Source organism: Cyclonatronum proteinivorum, assembly GCF_003353065.1.
Lineage (GTDB): Bacteria > Bacteroidota > Rhodothermia > Balneolales > Cyclonatronaceae > Cyclonatronum > Cyclonatronum proteinivorum.
The window spans coordinates 1,589,743-1,609,515 of the sequence record NZ_CP027806.1 but is presented as its reverse complement, the minus strand read 5'-3'; the positions used below and the strand labels follow the sequence as shown (position 1 = coordinate 1,609,515).

Annotated in this window: 18 protein-coding genes; 5 read left to right on the top strand and 13 right to left on the bottom strand. The window is 51.6% G+C overall.

Annotation, left to right across the window (positions count from 1 at the left end):
* Positions 1 to 177 precede the first annotated feature (177 nt).
* Together CYPRO_RS06370 and tnpA are read left to right on the top strand one after the other, a co-directional pair.
* The gene (locus CYPRO_RS06370; RefSeq protein ID WP_114983807.1) at positions 178 to 2,703 is read left to right on the top strand and encodes a ligase-associated DNA damage response DEXH box helicase; all 2,526 of its coding nucleotides are present in this window, start codon (positions 178 to 180) and stop codon (positions 2,701 to 2,703) included.
* 179 nt (positions 2,704 to 2,882) lie between these two features.
* On the top strand, positions 2,883 to 3,347 hold the full coding sequence (gene tnpA / locus CYPRO_RS06365) for an IS200/IS605 family transposase (RefSeq protein WP_114983806.1): 465 nt from the start codon (positions 2,883 to 2,885) through the stop codon (positions 3,345 to 3,347).
* Positions 3,348 to 4,433: 1,086 nt separating this feature from the next.
* On the opposite strand, the gene CYPRO_RS06360 is transcribed toward tnpA, so the two are convergent.
* The 11 genes from CYPRO_RS06360 to CYPRO_RS06310 form a co-directional block, all read right to left on the bottom strand.
* The gene (locus CYPRO_RS06360) at positions 4,434 to 4,769 is read right to left on the bottom strand and encodes a hypothetical protein (RefSeq protein ID WP_114983805.1); all 336 of its coding nucleotides are present in this window, start codon (positions 4,767 to 4,769) and stop codon (positions 4,434 to 4,436) included.
* 114 nt (positions 4,770 to 4,883) lie between these two features.
* Positions 4,884 to 5,789 carry a transposase gene (locus CYPRO_RS06355; RefSeq protein ID WP_114983804.1) on the bottom strand — a complete coding sequence of 302 codons (906 nt, stop codon included), beginning with the start codon at positions 5,787 to 5,789 and terminating at the stop codon, positions 4,884 to 4,886.
* 56 nt (positions 5,790 to 5,845) lie between these two features.
* On the bottom strand, positions 5,846 to 6,052 hold the full coding sequence (locus CYPRO_RS06350; RefSeq protein WP_114982764.1) for a hypothetical protein: 207 nt from the start codon (positions 6,050 to 6,052) through the stop codon (positions 5,846 to 5,848).
* A 207-nt stretch (positions 6,053 to 6,259) separates the two neighbouring features.
* Complete coding sequence (locus CYPRO_RS06345; protein WP_114983803.1) at positions 6,260 to 7,159, bottom strand: histone deacetylase family protein; 900 nt, start codon at positions 7,157 to 7,159, stop codon at positions 6,260 to 6,262.
* Positions 7,156 to 7,917: a peptidoglycan editing factor PgeF gene (gene pgeF / locus CYPRO_RS06340; protein WP_164682594.1), complete on the bottom strand. Its 762-nt coding sequence runs from the start codon at positions 7,915 to 7,917 to the stop codon at positions 7,156 to 7,158. The genes CYPRO_RS06345 and pgeF overlap by 4 nt, the downstream gene beginning before the upstream one ends.
* A 133-nt stretch (positions 7,918 to 8,050) precedes the next feature.
* A complete protein-coding gene (locus tag CYPRO_RS06335) occupies positions 8,051 to 8,935 on the bottom strand; it encodes a shikimate dehydrogenase family protein (protein ID WP_164682592.1) in 885 nt (294 codons plus the stop codon).
* Between the two features lie 322 nt (positions 8,936 to 9,257).
* A complete protein-coding gene (locus CYPRO_RS06330) occupies positions 9,258 to 9,980 on the bottom strand; it encodes an ABC transporter ATP-binding protein (RefSeq protein WP_114983800.1) in 723 nt (240 codons plus the stop codon).
* A 257-nt stretch (positions 9,981 to 10,237) separates the two neighbouring features.
* Positions 10,238 to 11,575 (bottom strand): TolC family protein, encoded by a 1,338-nt coding sequence (locus CYPRO_RS06325; RefSeq protein WP_164682590.1) that lies wholly within the window; start codon positions 11,573 to 11,575, stop codon positions 10,238 to 10,240.
* Between the two features lie 355 nt (positions 11,576 to 11,930).
* A complete protein-coding gene (locus CYPRO_RS06320) occupies positions 11,931 to 12,389 on the bottom strand; it encodes a hypothetical protein (RefSeq protein ID WP_114983798.1) in 459 nt (152 codons plus the stop codon).
* 30 nt (positions 12,390 to 12,419) lie between these two features.
* Positions 12,420 to 12,875 (bottom strand): phage holin family protein, encoded by a 456-nt coding sequence (locus tag CYPRO_RS06315; protein ID WP_114983797.1) that lies wholly within the window; start codon positions 12,873 to 12,875, stop codon positions 12,420 to 12,422.
* 8 nt (positions 12,876 to 12,883) lie between these two features.
* Positions 12,884 to 13,087, bottom strand: a complete 204-nt coding sequence (locus CYPRO_RS06310) for a hypothetical protein (protein ID WP_114983796.1) — start codon at positions 13,085 to 13,087, stop codon at positions 12,884 to 12,886.
* A 132-nt stretch (positions 13,088 to 13,219) separates the two neighbouring features.
* On the opposite strand from CYPRO_RS06310, the gene bshB1 reads away from it, so the two are divergent.
* Positions 13,220 to 13,963, top strand: a complete 744-nt coding sequence (gene bshB1, locus CYPRO_RS06305; RefSeq protein WP_114983795.1) for a bacillithiol biosynthesis deacetylase BshB1 — start codon at positions 13,220 to 13,222, stop codon at positions 13,961 to 13,963.
* 279 nt (positions 13,964 to 14,242) lie between these two features.
* Here the strand turns inward: bshB1 and CYPRO_RS06300 are convergent, their stop codons facing one another.
* The gene (locus CYPRO_RS06300) at positions 14,243 to 15,070 is read right to left on the bottom strand and encodes an inositol monophosphatase family protein (protein ID WP_114983794.1); all 828 of its coding nucleotides are present in this window, start codon (positions 15,068 to 15,070) and stop codon (positions 14,243 to 14,245) included.
* 124 nt (positions 15,071 to 15,194) lie between these two features.
* Between CYPRO_RS06300 and CYPRO_RS06295 the strand changes: the two genes are divergently transcribed.
* Both CYPRO_RS06295 and CYPRO_RS16725 read left to right on the top strand, forming a co-directional pair.
* Entirely contained in the window at positions 15,195 to 16,631 is a 1,437-nt protein-coding gene (locus CYPRO_RS06295) for a DUF1538 domain-containing protein (RefSeq protein ID WP_114983793.1), read from the top strand.
* Entirely contained in the window at positions 16,624 to 17,415 is a 792-nt protein-coding gene (locus CYPRO_RS16725) for a P-II family nitrogen regulator (RefSeq protein WP_240644853.1), read from the top strand. The genes CYPRO_RS06295 and CYPRO_RS16725 overlap by 8 nt, the downstream gene beginning before the upstream one ends.
* Positions 17,416 to 17,490: 75 nt before the next feature.
* On the opposite strand, the gene CYPRO_RS06285 is transcribed toward CYPRO_RS16725, so the two are convergent.
* The gene (locus CYPRO_RS06285; protein WP_114983792.1) at positions 17,491 to 19,731 is read right to left on the bottom strand and encodes a TonB-dependent receptor; all 2,241 of its coding nucleotides are present in this window, start codon (positions 19,729 to 19,731) and stop codon (positions 17,491 to 17,493) included.
* Positions 19,732 to 19,773: the final 42 nt, after the last annotated feature.

The window sequence follows — 19,773 nt, the reverse complement described above, 5'->3', positions numbered from 1 at the left end:
AAACAGCCCGCATCCCACAAAAAAACACAGCACCACATCAACCCGCCGGATTCCCGTTCGACTCCTTCAACAGTAGCAAACCGGAACTTGAATGATTCCCGTACAGCCTCCGGTTTGTCAGTAGGCCGAACCCATTAAGGAAAATCATCATCCCCCTTATCTCTTCCCGCTATACCTTTGGAGCCAACCTCTTCCCATCCGTCCGAATTTCTTAACACACGTCCATCATGGCCGGTCGTATCCCGATATTTTGAACAGCGCGGGTGGGCACCCTTTCCGTTTCAGCAAGAACTGTGGACGCACTTTCTGCACGGCAAATCCGGATTGCTGAATGCCCCGACCGGCAGCGGCAAAACCTACGCCGTCTGGGTCCCCGTGCTCATGAACTGGCTCGACGGGCAGATGAAGCCCGGAAACACATCCCCCGAAAAGAAAACCAAAAAACGCGGCAAACCCGCCGTGAAAGGACTTCGGGTGCTCTGGATTACCCCGCTCCGCGCGCTCGCCAAAGACACCGAAAAAGCCCTCACCGGGATGTGCGCCGAAATGGAAATCCCCTGGGAAGTTGCGCGCCGCACCGGCGATACGAGTAGTTCGCAAAAACAAAAAATCGACCGAAAACCGCCGCAGTGCCTGATTACGACGCCCGAAAGCCTGCATATCCTGATTGCCAAAAAGAATTTCGCCTCCATGTTCAGCACCCTCGAAGCCGTCATTGTGGATGAATGGCACGAGTTACTCGCAAGCAAGCGCGGGGTGATGGCCGAGCTGGGGCTGGCCGTGCTGCGCGACCTCCGGCCGGACCTCCGGATTTGGGGTATTTCCGCGACCATCGGCAACATGGAACAGGCGCTTGATGTGCTGTGCGGGAGTCCGGAGAAAACCCGCGACGCGGTGATCATCAAAGCGGACATCCCCAAAAAGCTGGAAGTGCGCACGCTGCTGCCGGACCGGGCAGAAGCCTTCAGCTGGGCGGGTCATATCGGGGCGCGGCTCATCCCCAAACTGCTGCCGGTTCTGGCGCAAAGCCGCTCAACCCTGCTGTTCACCAACACCCGCGCGCAGGCCGAAATCTGGTATCAGCAACTGCTCGACGCCGACCCCATGCTGGCGGGTCAGATGGCGCTGCATCACGGCTCGCTCGATCCGGACATCCGGCAGTGGGTTGAAGACGCGCTGCACGAAGGGCGCCTGAAGCTCGTGGTCTCGACCTCAAGCCTGGACTTGGGCGTAGATTTTAGTCCGGTGGAGACCGTGGTGCAGGTCGGTAGTCCGAAGGGCGTGGCGCGCTTCCTGCAGCGGGCGGGACGCAGCGGACATCAGCCGGGCGCGACAAGCCGGATATGGTTTGTGCCGACGCACGCGATGGAAATCATCGAATCAGCGGCCCTCCAAACGGCCATTGCGCAGGGCTACATCGAAGAACGCCTCCCGTTTGAGAATCCGCTGGACCTGCTCGTGCAGTTTCTGGCGACCCTTGCGGTCGGGGATGGCTTTCTGCCCGAACCGACGCTCCGGATCGTGCGCAGCACCTACGCCTACCGCGAACTCACGGACGAAGAATGGGAGTGGTCGCTCGGTTTCCTCACAACCGGCGGAAACGCCCTCAAACGGTACGACGAGTACAACCGCGTGACCATTGACGAAAACGGTCGCTACGAGATGACCGACAAGCGCAAGGCCCGACGGCACCGGCTTTCGATTGGCACCATCCTGGCCGATCAGGCGCTCAAGGTGAAATTTGTAAGCGGCGGTTTTATCGGTACGGTGGAAGAATCCTTCATCGCGCGCCTCAAACCCGGCGAGACCTTTTTGTTTGCGGGCCGCTACCTCGAGTTTGTCCGGCTGAAGGACCTGACGGTGCAGGTCCGGAAGTCGAGCGCGAAAAAAGGCGCTGTAAGCCGTTGGATGGGCGGACGCATGCAGCTGAGCACGCAGCTCTCCGAAATGATCCGCCTCAAAATTGAAGACGCCAACGCCGGAAAGCTGGACTCGGAAGAAATGCAGGCCGTGAAGCCGCTGCTTGACATCCAAAAAGAGCGGTCGGCGCTGCCGCGGCACGATCAGCTGCTCATCGAACAGCTCAAATCGCGGGAAGGCTGGCACCTGTTTTTCTACCCGATAGAAGGCCGCATGGTGCACGAAGGCCTTGCCGCGCTCATCGCGTGGCGCATATCGCAGCTGAGCCCAATTTCCTTCTCCATTGCCATGAACGACTACGGCTTCGAGCTGCTGAGTCCGACCGAGCCGCCGATTGAACGCGCTTTAGCCGAAGGCCTGCTCAGCCCGAAAAACCTCGATGATGACATCCCCAAAAGCATCAACGCCTCCGAAATGGCACGGCGTCACTTCCGCGAAATCGCCCGCATTTCGGGCCTGATTTTCCAGGGCTTTCCGGGTCAGCACGTGGGCTCCAAACACCTGCAGGCCAACTCCTCCCTGCTCTTCGACGTGTTCAGCGAGCACGACCCGGATAATTTCCTGCTGCGCCAAAGCTACGACGAAATCATGACCCTTCAGCTTGAAACGCAGCGCCTCGCCCGCGTACTCGAGCGGATTTCTGCGAAGGAAGTCATCCTCACCCGCCCCGACCGCGCTACCCCCTTTGCCTTCCCCATCATGGTAGACCGCCTCCGCGCCAAGCTCACCTCCGAAAAACTACAGGACCGCATTATGCGGATGAAGTTGCAGTTGGAGCGGTGAGTGGGGGGCAATTATGAGCCAAAAGCTACCTTTCACGAATTCTTATTTTAGTTTCGACCCCTAAAAGTAAAATAGCGCGATTCTTATTTTACTTTCCGAACATAAAGTAAAATAAGGGGAGCGCTATGTTCGGAAAGCTGCGCTGAAATTTCTTATCTAAAAAATAGGAGTTATTCTCGATGGCAGGCACATTTAGTCAAATCTACATACAAGTGGTTTTCGCTGTAAAGGGACGGCAAAGCCTGATTCACACCTCTTGGGAAGAAGAGTTGTATAAATACATCAACGGGATCATTACGAATAAAGAGCAAAAGCTTTTGGCAATCAACGGCATGCCTGATCACGTGCATTTTTTAATCGGGATGAGACCATCCTGCTGCCTCTCAGATTTGGTACGGGAGATAAAAAAGTCATCCACCGCTTTTGTGAATGAAAAAAAGTTTTGCAAACACAAATTCCAGTGGCAGCAAGGCTATGGCGCTTTCTCCTATTCGCACTCAGCATTGGACAAGGTTATTTCGTACATCCAAAATCAGAAAAAGCATCACAGCAAGCGAACATTTCAGGATGAATACAAAGCATTTCTGACGAGCTATCAGATCGAGTACAAAGATGAGTATTTATTTGAATGGATCGAAGATTAACAAGCACAGATCAATCTTGAAAAGCATGTTCATCGCACACAGCAACGCAGTGCGACCCCATTCGGGGTCGTTTTGTCTCGAGCTGAATCTTTTTCTATAAACATGTAATCCCTTCGGGATTGATGGGCCGTTGGTTGGATTGACTCTTAATTGAGTGCTCTGCGAAGACATAAACCCTCGAAATATTGACATAAATGCAGCGAGACACATAGCTAAAATAAAATGCTGAAATTGCAAATTGCTAACAAGCAAGAAGCTTCGAATAAAAGAGACTCTGAAAGAGTCTTATGTTTATAGAAAACAATATCCTCCCCCATTACATCGACCCTGAAAGGGTCGAACCATCCCAAGCAAGCTTCAATATTATGAGCTTGTCTGAGAACCAAATCACAACATATTTCCGCAGCATCGCGGGTGCGACACCCTTCGGGGTCGGTTTGTGCCGGGGACTGGGTTCGTTTCTATAAACATGCAATCCCTTCAGGATTGGTGGGCATTTCGTTGCATTGGCTCTTAATTCCAGGGTCTGCGAAGCCCTAAATCCCCGAAATATTGAAATAAACGCAGCGAGACACATTCCTGAAATTGCAAATTGCTAACAAGCAAGAAGCTTCGAATAAAAGAGACTCTGAAAGAGTCTTATGTTTATAGAAAACAATATCCTCCCCCATTACATCGACCCTGAAAGGGTCGAACCATCCCAAGCAAGCTTCAATATTATGAGCTTGTCTGAGAACCAAATCACAACATATTTCCGCAGCAACGCGGGTGCGACTCCCTTCGGGGTCGGTATGTGCCGGGCTTGATTCATTTCTATAAACATGCAATCCCTTCGGGATTGGTTGCTGGTTCATTGCATTCACTTTTAAATGCGAGCTCTGCGAAAACTTAAACCCTACAATTATTAAAATAAACGCATCAAGACACATTCCTTAAATTGCAATTTTTTGACAGGCAAGAAGCTGTGAACAAAGAGACTCCGAAGGAGTCACATGTTTATAACCACATGTTTATAGCCACATCTTAATAGAAAACAATACATATCCCTTTATTACAGCGACCCTGAAAGGGTCGACTGGAGTTTGGCTAAGTTCTGATGCTAATCATGGCCGATAAAGCCGGGTTTAGCAGTTTTAGGTGGTTCTGCTTTCGGTACCTTTTGTTCATGAAGCCGTCAAAACTCACCCCTATGGCTTTGCTGTAGTATTCCGCCCTGAAGCGGTTACAAATGTCTCCTGTCGTCCACCTGCTGTTTTCTTTCTCGGGGTACCACTTGGCACGTTGCAGCATTTGGACCGGTGGATCATTCTGCCTGCTGCAGTGTTCAGCGGCAAGCAGTAACAGACTGTACACCGCTGTAACAAACTTAGGTACACCTTCGGCGGAGTGCTGGTTGCGCACCTGTGCCTGCCCGCAGCCCATCAGGGTTTTCTGCTCTCGAAAGTTGACTTCAATCTCCCAGCGCCAAACATAAGCCTGAAGCAGGGTTTGCAGCGGTAACTTCAGGTCATTGGTTATCAGAAAGGCGGGTTTACGCTACAACAGGTTCGCCCCTTTAGCCAAGCGGTACCCAAGAGGACTGATAATAATAAGCTTGAGTAGCTGGTGCCCGCCCGCAGGCTTCCACTTAACGTTTTCTACTACCTTTAATTTAAACTCGTGCTCCTTGCCTGCCGCGAAAGCTTTGACCTTCTGCCAGCTTACCTGATCACTGGTACGAATCTGGTCCGGAGTTAACTTAGGCTCCCCGTACAAGCGCCGCCGCCCTGTGTCAGGCTGGTCAGCAGGTGGATCATAGATTTTAGCGTCTTTGCGGACCCTGCCGATGAAGGTTGTATGCGCCGGCAAGTTTTGGATTACTTCGCGATTGGTATACCCCCCATCAAAACTTACAAGCAGGTGACGTGAGGCTGATCCCAACTCGTTGAGGCGCTGGCGCAATGAACCCACCAGCTTTGCGCCAACACAGCTTATCCTGCTTTTCTTTTTAGCTTCTTTGTAAGCGTCCTTTTGCAGCTGATCCGCATTACGGCCGGGTTTAACCGGCATGGGCGCATGGACAAAACTCACCGGTATACTCCGTGCCTGACAAAGCTGCGAAGAGGCCGGGCAGGCGATACTGGCCTGTACAAAGCGCTGTGCCCAGATAAAATTGGTGTGGAAAGCGGGTCCAAGCGGGTCTCGCTGCCATTTCGCACCATGTACTTTGCGTCCTGTTTTTTTCAGCAGGGTATCGTCGATATGGGCAATGACCGGAGCGTTGTCAGGCGCCAGGCTGACATCCAGCAGGTCCTGCGGGTCAAAGCGCTGCTTGCTGAACATCCGGTAAGCGGCCGTCCAGTCACAGAACTGGTTGCCGCTACCGCTCAGCATGCCTGTGAGCGTGCGCTTACCGCCACAATTAACCAGACCGTAGGCAAGATCGTGTACCAGTCTTTGCATTTTGGGCGTCAGTTTACTGTGAGTGGATTCGTGGAGCAGGCTGTCAAACTGGCTTGTCAGCGCGTTTGAGGCAGTTTTTTTTTAAGGCTGCTGACGAGTTTGGCGTCGCGCTTAAGAACCATATGCTGCTGGTCATCGATGATCCATTCGATGGTTTCGCCTTTTTGGAATTCCATAGCTTCAGCCACGGCGGCAGGCATATTGACATACCACTGCTGGCTGGCTTTGCGGTCGATGCGTTGAATTTTGGTAGGATAGCCCATATGCGGTAGGATTTAAGAATAATCTAGTGATATAACTAGACAATAATATCCTAAAAAATCCGGTCATATGCATCATAGACCGGGATTTTTTTACGAAAAACTCAAAAATACAAGCAAAAGCCAAACTCCAGGCGACCCTGAAAGGGTCGAACCATCCGGTGTTTGCCTTAAATTATTTGCTTTTTCGGCAATCCAAGCTCACCCCCATCACCCATAAACTTCCGTTGCAATCTCGAACATTTGGGCGTGGGCGATGGCGGTTTCACGATGGGTTGGGGCGTAGCCGCCAGCGAGCAGGAGCACGAGCGGGATGTTGCGGCGGCGCACGTAATCAATCACGGTGTGTTCGCGATGACGCAGCCCGTCCATGGTCAAAGATAATCTCCCGAAATGATCCTGCTCGAGCGGATCTATGCCGCCGAGGTAATACACCAAATCCGGCTGAAACTGACCGAAAATCTCGTCAAGCGCGTCCCCCAGCGTTTTGAGGTAAGGACGGTCACCGGTGCCGTCGGGCAGGCCGATATCGAGGCTCGAAGGCGGTTTCCGGAACGGATAGTTTTTCTCGCCGTGCATGGAAAAGGTGAACACATCGGGATCGTCCGCAAAGATGGCGGCATTGCCATTGCCCTGATGCACATCGAGGTCAATGATCAGCGCCCGCCGAATCCACATCCCCCGCCGTAGGGTGCGTATGGCGACGGCCACATCATTGAACACACAAAAACCCTCCCCGTGATCGGGCATGGCATGATGCGTCCCCCCGGCCAGATTTCCGGCAATGCCATCCTGCAAGGCCATCATTGAAGCGTTGATTGTGCCCTGCACCGCAAGGCAGGATCGGGTTGCGAGACCGGGCGACCAGGGCAGCCCAAGACGCCGCTCCTCCTTCCGGCTCAGGTTCCCGTTCAGGATACCATCGAGATAGCGGGGCGTATGCACGAGCGTAAGATCCGCGTAATCCACGAGGCGCGGGGTAATCACATCCATATCGCGCAACACATCCCGGTCGAGCAGGTAGCGGTGCAGAATCTCAAATTTGCTCATCGGGAAAATGTGACCGGGCGTAATCGGGGCCACATAGCCCGGTGCATAGCTCACCCTCATACCGGCAGCAGTTGTATAAGCCCCATCATCCGTCCGCTCTTCGCACCTTCCCGACGGTACGAATAAAAGCGCTCCGCATCGCCCATTGTGCAGCCATCCGCTATCCGGATGGCATCTTTTGCAAGCCCGGCCTCAAGCAGCTGATGCACCACAAAACCCTTGAGGTCCACATGCGGACGCGACCGGTTCCGGTCCACAAACGCCTCCGGAAACTGGGCTGCGACCTCCTCCCCAACCTCAAAGTGGGCAGCGGAAATGCAGGGACTCACAAATGCCCGAAGCTTCGCAGCGCGTGCACCGGCAGTTTCCATTACGCGAATGGTCTCCGGCAGAATGCCCGCTACCGCGCCCTTCCAGCCGGCATGCGCCGTAGCAATCACGCCCGCTTCCGGATCAGCCAGCAGCACCGCGGCACAGTCGGCCACAAACACACCAAGCGCGAAACCAGGCACGGAGGTCACCAGCGCATCTGTATCGGGGTAAACGCCCGGTTCGGTGACCCGCTGTACCCGCGCCCCGTGTACCTGAAGTCCCCAGGAAGTCTTCGCGGGATCGGCACCACAGGCACGGAAAAACTGCTCGCGGTTCGCATTTGTGATTTCATCCTGCTCCGGCGTATTGTAGCCCAGATTGAGTCCGGGAATCGCGGCATCCTTCCGAAACCGCAGATTTTTGAGACTAAAGACGGCTTTGACCCGGGGATGAGGATGCCAGTCGAGGGTATCAACAGAAGAAAACGATGCCGCTTGCTGCGTCATAAAAAAAAGGTGTTGTCGGGATAAGGATAGATTTGGGAGAAAAAACAGCATCAGTCCCTTAAAAAATTCAGCTGATTTTGCACAGAATGCTGCTGGATAAGGGCGTCTTAAAGAAAAGGTGCTCCAATGAATTTTAGGGTTTTGCAGCAGGAAGCGACTTACTGATGGCTTCTGCCGCTTCTTCTTTCGGGAATCCGCGCCCGGTCCAGATCCGGAAAGCTGCAGCGGCCTGTTCCACAAACATGGTAAGTCCGCCCAGCACAGCATGCGCGCCTGCGTTGCGGGCCTGCTTCATAAAATGCGTTTCGAGCGGGTTGTAGATGGCATCCATGCAGACCTTGCCTTTGAGCTCGTCCGTCAGATCAAACGGCACCGGCGACTTCCCCGGATTGGGAAACATGCCCAGCGGCGTCGTGTTAATCACCGCTGCGCTTTCCCGCAAATGTGCGCGCAACTGCTCATAGCCAATCAGCCGCACTTCCACCCCGTTGATGCGCGACGGCCAGTTCACGCTGATTTCCCGGGGCTTGCGCGACACCACAAACGCAACCGGCACCCGCATTTCTTTCAGCGAGGCAACCGCTGCCCGCGCCGCACCGCCGCTGCCCAGCACCACCGCCGGACTGCCGGTCATCCACAGCGCATGCGGACGCAATGTTTCCTCAAAACCGGCAACATCCGTGTTGTAGCCCGCCAAACCGGTACGGGTCGGATTCACCGTATTCACCGCGCCCACCTCGATCGCAAGCGCATCAACCACATCAAGCGCGTCCATAATGCGGCTCTTGTGCGGAATGGTAACATTCAGCCCCCGAAACATTTTGTGCCCAAGCAGCTTCCCCACAAAAGCATAGGCCGTACCCGGTGTGTCAATCGCCGTGTAAATGCCCGGCAAACCGTTGTGTTTCAGCGCCATGTTGTGAATCAGCGGCGATTTACTCTGTGCTACAGGGTGACCAATAACCGCATAAAACGGCTGAACCGGTGGTCTCTTCAAAAAATCGTGAATCGCAATCATGCAGGTATCTGAAAGATTCCAGCCCCCGGCCATCAGACCGGGTCGGAAAGAAAAAGAAAAGGAATATTCGTGCCTCAGAGAATACCAAAGATAACCATGAAATGCACGGTGCGGTTGCAGCAACCAAAATTGCCCTCCCTGAACATAAAAAAAGCTTTGCCGCCTTCCGACGACAAAGCTTTAGGGTAAGCCCAAAGCCGGTGTTAGGGATACCGGCTATTTGGGTTTGCAAGCCTCCTGATGTGTATCAACTAACGCTACACTTTAGGATAGGGCTTACCTTATGTTTATGTTTGGGGTATAAACCGTCTTTAGAAATATCCTATGCTGAAAGCGTTTGCGTTGCCAGAGTCGGATTTTCAACGAGAGTATCGCTTTCGAGAAGCCCGTCCCGCAGGCGGATAATCCGGCGGGCATGGGCTGCAATTTCTTCTTCATGTGTTACTACGATAATGGTGTTTCCTCCCAGGTAAAGCTTTTCAAACAGTCGCATGATTTCCACGCCGGTTTTGCTGTCAAGGTTACCTGTAGGCTCATCCGCCAGAATGATAGACGGATTATTGATCAGTGCCCGTGCAACAGCAACCCGCTGCCGCTGTCCCCCGGAAAGCTCGTTAGGCCGGTGATAAATCCGGTCACCAAGATTCACGCTTTCCAGCATTTCAATGGCCCGTTTCCGCCGTTCATCCGCTGGCATTCCGGCGTAAATAAGCGGTAGCTCTACATTGGATAGGCAGGTTGATCGCGGAAGAAGATTGAAGGTCTGAAACACAAAGCCGATTTCCTTATTTCGTACACCCGCAAGCTCATCATCACTCAGCTTGCTTACATCCTGACCATTCAGGTGATAGGTTCCGCTTGAAGGGGTATCGAGACAGCCGAGCATATTCATTAAGGTGGATTTACCCGATCCCGACGGACCCATAATTGCGACGTACTCGTTTTGTTTGATAGAAAGACTTACCCCGCGCAGGGCATCAACCCGCTGATGGCCCATAAAGTAAGTTTTGGTCATTTCATAAATGTCGATCAATGCGCTGTTCATAAGATTTTTCCGTAATTAATATTATGCTATGCAATGTCCTTGCAGCGTTTTCCTGTTGGACATGGGTGGCTGTTACGCCCTTACGGCAGGCTTGTTACACAATAACCTTATTTTTTTTCAATACACCCACAAACACCCCAACAAGCATAGTATAATCAACACTTTACCCTTATAAAAATTTTTAACTATCCATAAAAAAAGCCCCTGACGGAAATCAGCGGGCTTTTTAATTGCAAGGTAACAAGAACAGCTTTCCGTTAGAAAGTGACGTCCTCTGTTATACGACCGAGGAAGTAGTCGAGTAATTTTTCCTGAAAAACAAACTGATAGATAGTTTGTACCCTTTGGGAGGAAGCCTGGAAAAAAGCGTTGTTGGCCTGCGTTAATTCAATGAGGGTACTCGATCCCACATTATAACGCTCCTGCTGTGTTTCAAAAGCTTTCTCGGCTGCCCGAAGGGCAATTTCCGTAGTTGCAAGCTCTTGTGTGAGGGCGACATAATCTTCATACGCCTGCCGCACTTCCTGAAAAACAAGCGACTGACGGTCGATTAGAGCAAGTCTGCTGTTTTTCAAATCAATCTGACGATTGGTAACCGCTGTTCGGGTTTGAAAGCGGTCGAAGATGGGAATACTGAGGTTGAAGCCTAAACCACGGTTAATCCGCTGATCGAAAAACTGATCACTGAAACCAACGGTTTCAGTAACAAAGCCTTGACCACCTGGAGCGGGTGTTCGCAGACGATACTGATCGCCATAAGATGAAGAGATACTCGCACTGAAGCTAAGCGTAGGCAGGTAACCGCTGCGGGCGCTTCTGAGCGCGAATTCGGCAGATTCAATCTGCAATTCTGCCGCTCTGATATCTTTCCGGTTTGAGAGGGCAGCTTCGATTAATTCTGTAAGCTCAAAGTGCTGCGGGATAATGGCTTCTGTGCTGATGTCCGGCACAATAAACTCGTAATCCTGCAAAGCATCGAGCTGCAGCAACCGAATCAGCTGTACTTTTGAGGTGTTCACCTGACTCTGCCGCTGAATTACGAGTAACTCATTGTTGGCAACCTCCGCTTCCTGATTGAATTGATCTACGATGGGGCGCATGCCGACGTCAACCTGCGCTTCTACTTGTTCGAGCTGCTTTTTTGCGGTTTCAAGATTGTCCTTAGCAATTTCAAGCAACTCGAGGTTCAGAATGACCTGAAGGAAGGATGAAGCGGTGTTAAAGATGATGTCTTCCCGTTGCCGCTCAAAGGAGGTCTGCGCCGCTTCACGGTCGGTTCGCGCCTGCCTCAAATTGCTGATATTTTGCCAGCCTGTGAACAGCGGCACACTTGTCCCCAGGTTTCCGCTGATTGCATTCTGCGTGAAATCATCAAAAGAGATGGTTGCCTGATTAAACTGACGCCCCGTCGTACGGTTGGCTCCCATTGTTGCGTTCAGGTTTGGCAGAAACTGACCATAGGCGCTCTGCACAGCCGCATCACTACGCTCCAGGTTGTTTGCTGCCTGTTGTATTTCAATACTTTTTTCCAGTGCGATTGAAACTGCTTCATTGAGCGTAATTTGCTGCACCTGTGCCTTTGTAATTTCAGGCACAAGTGTACAGATTAAAGCAAAAGTCACCAATGAAACGCTGATGCATAGTTTCTGAGATAATAGAGCCATTCAAATCCTGATTTGGTTAATAGTGCACAAAAAAAGCCGGTTTCTGCCGGCGAATATGCTGAGGTTAGACGATCAGATACGGGATTAGTTTCGGAGGTAATGGCATGAGTCATATTCCATTAAAACAAATCCAGTACATACGTGTAGCTTAATTGTAAATTAAGGGATTTCATTTCACTTACTTCCCTTCGCTAACTACTTTTTACGTAAGCGGATAACTATCACTTAAACCTTGTCCTCAGTTTTAGCTCCTTGATTTGTGCAGGAGAGTCAGGCTGTACAACCCTTATTCGTTTTGGTCTTTTTTGCGCGGCCCAATATTCTTGTCGATAAGTTCATCAATCTTTTCGACCAAAAAATTAGTGGCTTTACGCATCAACAGCCGCTTCACTTCGCCGGAAACTATATCCGTTATACCGGGGGAGTAAACCGGTGCCCGTTCGGGTGCTGCTCCGCCTCCTGCATCGCTGTTTTTCCGGGCATGGCTATCGTCTCTGTTACGCAGTCTTTTACGTGAACGCGGTGCGACGATGAAGCCCAGCACTGCAGCTGCGACGAGCACATAGCCGGGATGTTTCCTCACCCACCATGCCGGTGATACGCTGTTTCGGGTGCGTTCAACTTTTCCCTCGACCTCATCTTTTATTTGCTCAAATGAAGACCCGAGACGGTTTTCCAAAGCTTTCAGCTCCGCTTCCAAAGCCTTCTTTTTGTCCTGAATTTCTTTTGCACTTTTGTCTGCCATGGTTCTGCCCGATGTTAAAGAATACTGAAATTAGGACTTTTGGGGTGATTTTTGGGCCGCTTCTGCAGGTTCAGGCGTTTTCGGAGTTGCAGAAGCTGTCGGAGAGTCATCAGCTGCAGCTTCTGAGGCTGATGCAGAAAGCACATTATCAAGGAAGCTGCCAATTTGCCGCTCCAACTTTTTCTTCAGCGCATTGCGCTTGGTAGCATAGATGTAGCCTCCTATGATGATCAAAATCAGAGAGAGGGCTAAAAAACCTAATGTGACACTGCCTAAGAGTTCACCAAGGCCGAGGCCAGCCGTTACCAGAAGAAAAAACAATCCAACAAGCAGCAGCACGATTCCCAGGAAGTTGCTGATCGCTGCTGCTGCAACTTTGGCACCCTTTTCCTGAAATTCGAGCGACTTAAGCTCAATCTTTTTTTCAATGTAAGACTGAAGGTCCAGGACTATTTGCCTGAGCTGCTCTTTGGAATTATGGAGCATGATTTAAGCTATTTTTTGAGAATAAGACCAAGCAGCAATCCAGCTCCGAAGGCAATAGCCAAAGCGGCAAGGGGCTGCTCATTTACTTTTTCTTTCACAACGATTTTTGCTGTTTCAGCCTGCTGGGTGAACTCCCCTTCCGGAATGATATGATGCACCAGATTCTTTAACTCTTCGATTCCGCTTATATTGGTTTCTTTGGTTTGTGCCATACTTTGACATATTTAAATAATGATATTGGGTTTTCGCTATTATACAAAAAATAGGCCTTAGCTGAAAGACTCAAACACTTAACACCCACTTTAATCCATCTTCCTACCCTAAATTTCTACCCATCTGAACGTATGAAACTTGATGTTCTCGCCATTGCCGCGCACCCAGACGATGTTGAACTTTGCTGTGCAGGCACGCTTGCTGCACTTACACAACAGGGCCTGCGCTGCGGCGTCTTAGACCTCACCCAAGGTGAAATGGGCACCCGCGGCACGCCGGAAGAACGGCTGAGCGAAGCGCAGGATGCCGCCCGTATTCTCGGTCTACGCATTCGGGAAAACCTCGGACTGCCTGATAACGGGCTGGTTAACTCCCGTGTCCATCAGGATGCCATCATGGCTGCGGTCCGGAGATTTCAGCCCGAAATTTGTTTTATCAATGCTGCAACCGACCGCCATCCAGATCACGGGCACGCGCACAAGCTAATCAGTGATACTTTGTTCTACAGCGGACTCCAAAAGCGGGAAACGACCGCACCCGACGGCAGTGCACAACACCCCTGGCGTCCCAAACATGTGTTCATGTTTATGCAAGACACGCCCTTCGAGCCTGATCTCGTATTTGATATCACGGAAACACAGCGGGTGAAAGAGGAAGCCATCCTTGCCTTCAAAACCCAATTCAACGTACCTGCGACCGACGACGGGCCGCAAACGTATATTTCCGGGGAAGGATTTTTTGAGATGATCCGCAGCCGTGCGCGCATTTTCGGTCATCAGATCGGCGTGCAGTACGGCGAACCTTTCAAGTACCTCGGCGGACCGCTGCCTTTTGGTGACTTCAGCTATCTCCTATCCCACAACCGCATCCGGTAAGAAGCTGATTGCAACCTGGCCCGCATTATTCACAATTAAACAGAATTCATTAGCTAAGTGTAAGCTAAAATTTGGCTTAGCGAAAAACACCGGTAGCTCAAATTTGAGTTTGGTATAAAGGCTGCGCACAGAGCGCAGCGATTCCCACGAAGTGAAATTTCCCTGCTGGCTACGTTGAAGCTGAAAACTCATGCTCAGGGTACATAGGTACCCTTCCGCTGAGTTTTCAGCTTTGCCTTGCCAGCAAGAAAATTTCTTGGTGAATAATGCGGGCCGGGCTCAGTGCGGCAGTTGTGGTTTTCTTTTTTCCCGGGGGATGTAATGCTGAATCCGGTCAAACAAATAAGCGGTGATATCAGGATTGCCGCAGATAATGCGCTTACCGAAAAGCCAGTCGGATCCCCCCTGCCAGTCGCAAACCTGCCCGCCGGCTTCCTGAATGAGGAGCACGCCCGCTGCGACATCCCAGGGAGAAAGGGCGTATTCGTAGAATCCATCGAGGCGTCCTGCAGCAACGCAGGCGAGATCGTAGGCTGCGCTGCCCGGCCGCCGGATTCCGTGTGTTTCCTCCATGAAGCACTTCATAAGGTGCAGGTAGTCGTCAATCAAACCGAGATCACGATACGGGAATCCCGTCCCCAGCAAGGCTGCTGAAGCGGTTTTAACGTCAGAAACGCGTATCGGCTGCCCGTTGAGAAACGCACCGGAACCGGCTTCTGCTGTAAACATTTCGCCTGAATTGAGCTCGTAAATCACGCCTGCTTTGGGTTGTCTGTTTTCCCAAAGCGCGATTGAAACACAATATGCCGGGAAGCCATGCGCAAAGTTGGTCGTACCGTCGATGGGATCAATGATCCAGGTTCTGGCATCCGTCAGATGATCGTGCGCCTCCGACTCTTCCGCTAAAAAAAAATCATCAGGCCGGTATTCGCGAATGGTTTCGATAATACGCTCTTCTGTTTGTACATCGGCCTGTGTAACCAAATCATGGCGGCCTTTGTGATCAATGGTGAGTTTATGCCGGTTTGCGGAAAAATATCGGATAACGTCCGCGCCTTTAAGTGCGGCTTCATGGGCAACTTGCAGATCCGTGTACGATTTCATCATAAGAGAGCGGCTTCAACGGTTTGGTCAGTGGGTTCAATTGCGGTATCTTTGGCGCTTAAAATAAGCTTAATCGGGTATATGCCCAGCTTTATATTTCAACTTTTGTCTACCCCTCACCCTCTTTATGGAAATTATTAAAGAAACGGTAAAAGAGGTTGTACTCGCAGTCTTTCCTATCGCCCTTGTTATAGTTGTGCTGCAATTCAGCGTCATTCATCTGCCGATGGATATGTTTTTGCTTTTTTTGAGCGGCCTTGGGATGGTGACCTTTGGTCTCATCCTTTTCCTTTTGGGCGTTCACAGCGGACTCCTCCCCGTTGGTGAGATGATCGGATCATCTCTGCCCAAAACCGGTAAGGTGTGGATTGTACTGCTTTTCAGCTTTATTCTGGGATTTGCGATAACGGTCGCCGAACCGGATGTTTGGGTTCTCGCCGGCTATGTTGATACCGCTTCGGGCGGCATCATTCCAAGATCCAGCCTCATTTTGACCGTTGCAGTAGGTCTTGCCATTTTTGTGACCCTCTCAATGGTGAGAATCATTACGGGCTTGTCTATCAACTACTTTCTGATTGCGGGCTATATCGTCATCTTTGCCATCATCTTTCACCCGGCTTCCGACGCCTATTTTGTGCCCATTTCATTCGACGCCGGCGGGGTAACGACCGGACCCATGGCTGTACCCTTTATCCTGGCATTTGGGGTCGGTATCGCCTCAGTACTCAAAAGCAAAACGAGCTCTCAGGATGGTTTCGGCCTTGTTGCGCTTGCCTCCATCGGTCCTGTACTTGCAGTACTCGTTCTTGGTATTATTTATGATATTCCGGAAGATGTGGTTCTCGAACAGGCCGACGGGGGCTATACCTTTCTTGGAACTCTCGGCGAAGTAGCCATTGCTCTGACCCCGCTTATACTCTTCTTCATTTTTTTCCAGTTTTATATGCTCAAACTGGAAGCCGCCAAACTCGGACGTCTCTTTTTCGGCATCCTGCTCACCTGGATTGGCATGACCTTTTTCCTTCACGGGGTACACGTGGGATTCCAGCCGGCAGGTACTGAAATGGGAACCATCCTGGGCGGTATGCCGAACAAGTGGATCATTATCCCGATTGGCATTGTCCTGGGATTTGTGGCAACTTTCGCTGAACCTGCCGTCCGCGTTCTCATACAGGAAGTGGAAAAAGTGACGAGCGGGTCTATACCGCAAAAAGTTATGCTGCTCACCATATCAATTGGGGTGGCACTCTCGATCGGATTGGCCATGGCGCGGATTATCTACGGTATTGATCTGATCTACCTGGTTTTGCCCGGCTACATCATTGCGCTCACCCTCATATTCTTTACCAGCCGCGAGTTCACCTCTATCGCCTTCGATGCCGGTGGGGTGGCAACAGGCCCAATGACTGTTACGTTTGTGGTTGCGATTGCACTCGGGTTTTCCGACAAGCTCGAAGACAGCAACCCGCTGATAGAAGGCTTCGGTATGATTTCACTCGTTGCCCTCACCCCCATCCTCTCAGTGCTCATCCTTGGAATTATTTACGGAGCTAAAGATGACTGATTTTTTTATCCCTAACCAAAAGCTGCTCATTACCATTGTGAGCAAAAACATGGGTTCTGAAGTGGTAGCCGAATCCAAAAAAGCCGGCTGCAAAGGCGGAACCATTATCCCCGGCACCGGCACCCGTAAAGAATCCGGTTTTAACTTTTGGGGATTTGATGATGATCCTGAAAAAGACGTAGTATTCAGTATCGTAGATGCTGAAATTGCAACCAAAGTGCTCCAAAGCATCACTAAAATTTCCGGTCTCGATACCCCCGGCAAAGGCATCGGTTTTGTACTTGATGTTAGTACGGTAACCGGACTTGCACACATCGTGAATCCGAACAGCTCCCCTTCCGATCCGGATGAAGCGGGTCACGCTTCGGAGGCTTCCGGCCCGAAACCGCTTAACAATCGCTCCGCTGAGTATCAGCAAAACGACTCATCCCACAGCTCACAAAATAATGCTGCTATGCAACCCTCACCTGATAAATTCCAACTTATTGTTTCGATTGTAGATAAAGGAAGCTGCGATAAAGTTGTGGAGGCTTCCCGCAAGGCAGGTGCTGAGGGCGGCACCATCATTTACGGACGCGGCACCGGCATTCGGGAAAAAACCAAGCTTTTCTCTATGCTCATTGAACCGGAAAAAGAAGTCGTGCTCACCCTCATCCCTGAAAAGAAAACCGAGCTGGTTCTGAAGGAAATAGTTGAAGCGACCGAACTGAATCAGCCGGGTAAGGGAATTGCGTTTGTCCTCAATGTTGAGTCAACCGCCGGTATCTGTCACAGGGTTAAATAGCCGCTTCGGAAACGCCATAGCATTTCCGCATGAGGCAAGCTGAACCCCATCGCGTAACTCAGAACAGCCCGGTTTTCAGAAGTACATGCGGTACAGCAAACTGATGTTGCGCCCCGGTTCCGGGAAGATTTCTTTTACCACTGACGTGTGGTTAAAATATTCCTGATTGAACAGGTTTTGCCCGTTGAGGGAGAAGGTATGAAGGCGGCTGCCGGTTTGGCGCATCCAGCTCAGGCTTAGGTCGGCTGCATACCAGCCGTCGGTTTCACTTTCGAAGGCTCCGGGCCTGTTCTGATCCGCTGCGAACCGCAGCTGTGGTCTGAGGGTGAGGCTGCCTGTTCGCACTTCTGCATAAACGGTACCGCTTAGCGGCGGAATGAGCGGCAGGTTTCGCGTTTCCAGATCCAGGTCTGAATCAGCGAGGCGGCGGCCAACGGTGTAACTCAGGTTTCCGCCGGTACTCAGGAAGCGGCTCAGCCGAAGATTTGCCCCCAGTTCGAAACCGTAGAACAGCGCTTCGGTTTGTTCAAACTGCCAGTCGAAAAGATCGGGGAAGCGGATGTTCTCTCTGCCGGTATTTTGGGGAAAGATATAGCTCCAGAAATAATTACGATACACAGCAAGTTCGAGATCAAGGGTCCGCCCGCGGTTTCTCAGAAAGAGCTCTTTTGAAAATCCGCGTTCCGAATCCAGTTCGGGGTTTCCGATTTCAAAGGTGAAGGCGGCCAGATGCGGCCCTTCGGAATACAATTCTTCCAATGAGGGACTGCGGTAAGAATGCAGCAAAGTACTGCCGAGATAGAAGTCTCCGGTTAGGTTGTAAACCGCTGTCACTGATGACGCAAGGCCTGCGTGGCTACGCGGCCGGATTTCGCCGATTACCTGAGAGATCCGGCGTTCTTCCGGAAAAGCATGCGAAAATTCAAACCGGTTGCCGATTTCAGCATGCAGTCTTCCCGCATTAAATTCCTGAATGGCAAAAAGCGCCCCGCCTGCCCGCCGCGAATTGGGCGTCCGTGAACCGGCAACCTGATAGTCGGTGAAATCAGCCGAAATACCCGCGAGTCCGCTGTCGAAAATCCAGAATCCGCGCTGCCGAAAGCGCGCGAAAGCCGATGCCGTGTTTTGGGCAAATTCAGTGCCTATGGATCCGTTGGACTCAATTTCGCGGTGGAAATAAGGTGTTAGGGCAAAGCCGGCTTCCATCAGATAAAAATGGCGGTGATTGAGCAAACGCTCACCGCGACCTGCAAGCTGAAAGCGAATCATTTCGATATCAACGCCATTGGGGTGCCCGCCCTGCGGATCCGGCGGAATACCGTAGCCCGACAAAAATAAGGAGGCCGAAAGACCCGCATATCCCCAGGGTCGCAGCATGCTGTACCCTACCGCGTTGCTTGTTGTGCGGATGTAGGTATTGGTGATGTCTCCGGAAGGCGTCGAAAAATCCTGCCCGGCACGCGCATTCAAATCAAGGGTGAGCACTGCATTTTCGAATGGGTGCTGATACTGAAACGAGCCACCGAGCTGCTCATTAACCGTTTGACCGTGTAACCCAAAAGAGCCCCCGGCGGATGTCGGGATGGAAGTAGGTATGGTGTTGTTGACCACATTCACAATGCCACCGACCGCATTTCCGCCGAATACAAGCGCTGCGGGTCCGCGGGCAATCTGAATCTCCCGGGCCGATAGCGGCTCAATGGTCACGGAATGATCTGCCGCTGTAGTAGAAACATCTCCGGTTCCGATGCCATCCTGCAGTATCAGGACGCGCTCACCTGAAAGCCCGCGGATGATTGGCCTGCCGGGTGCAGGTCCGAGGCTTCTCTCCGCAAAACCTGTCATGTTCTGAAGCGTTTGGCTGAGCGTGATGCCCATTTCTCTGCGGAGATCATTGCCCTTAATTTTTACGCTTGCATGCTCAATAAGGCCCGCTCCCATCCCGTCAGCGGCTGTTACAATGAGGTCATCGGACCGAAAGGTCTGCCTTTCAATGGTAAAAATCTGTACCTTGTTCTGCGTCTCAGCGGTGATCTCGACCCGAACCCGGGCCATCCGGTATCCGAGTCTGTGGAGGAAAAGTGTGTAGCTGCCCTCCGGTATATTCTGAAAGCGAAAGTTGCCGTCACGATCGCTTGTTGCGCTGCGATTGAGCTCGTCGAGGTGTGCATAAACATACCCGATGCCCTCCTGTGTTTGCGCGTCAAGTACGCGGCCCTGCAGCTCCGCAGCTGAAGAAAGCGGCGCAGATTTCAGTTCATGATGCGGCACAATCAGCAAGGCAACCCACATTAGGCTGAGCACGAGGAATTTCATAATCCCGGGATTTCTGACAAATAGTTTATTTGGAAAAAAAGG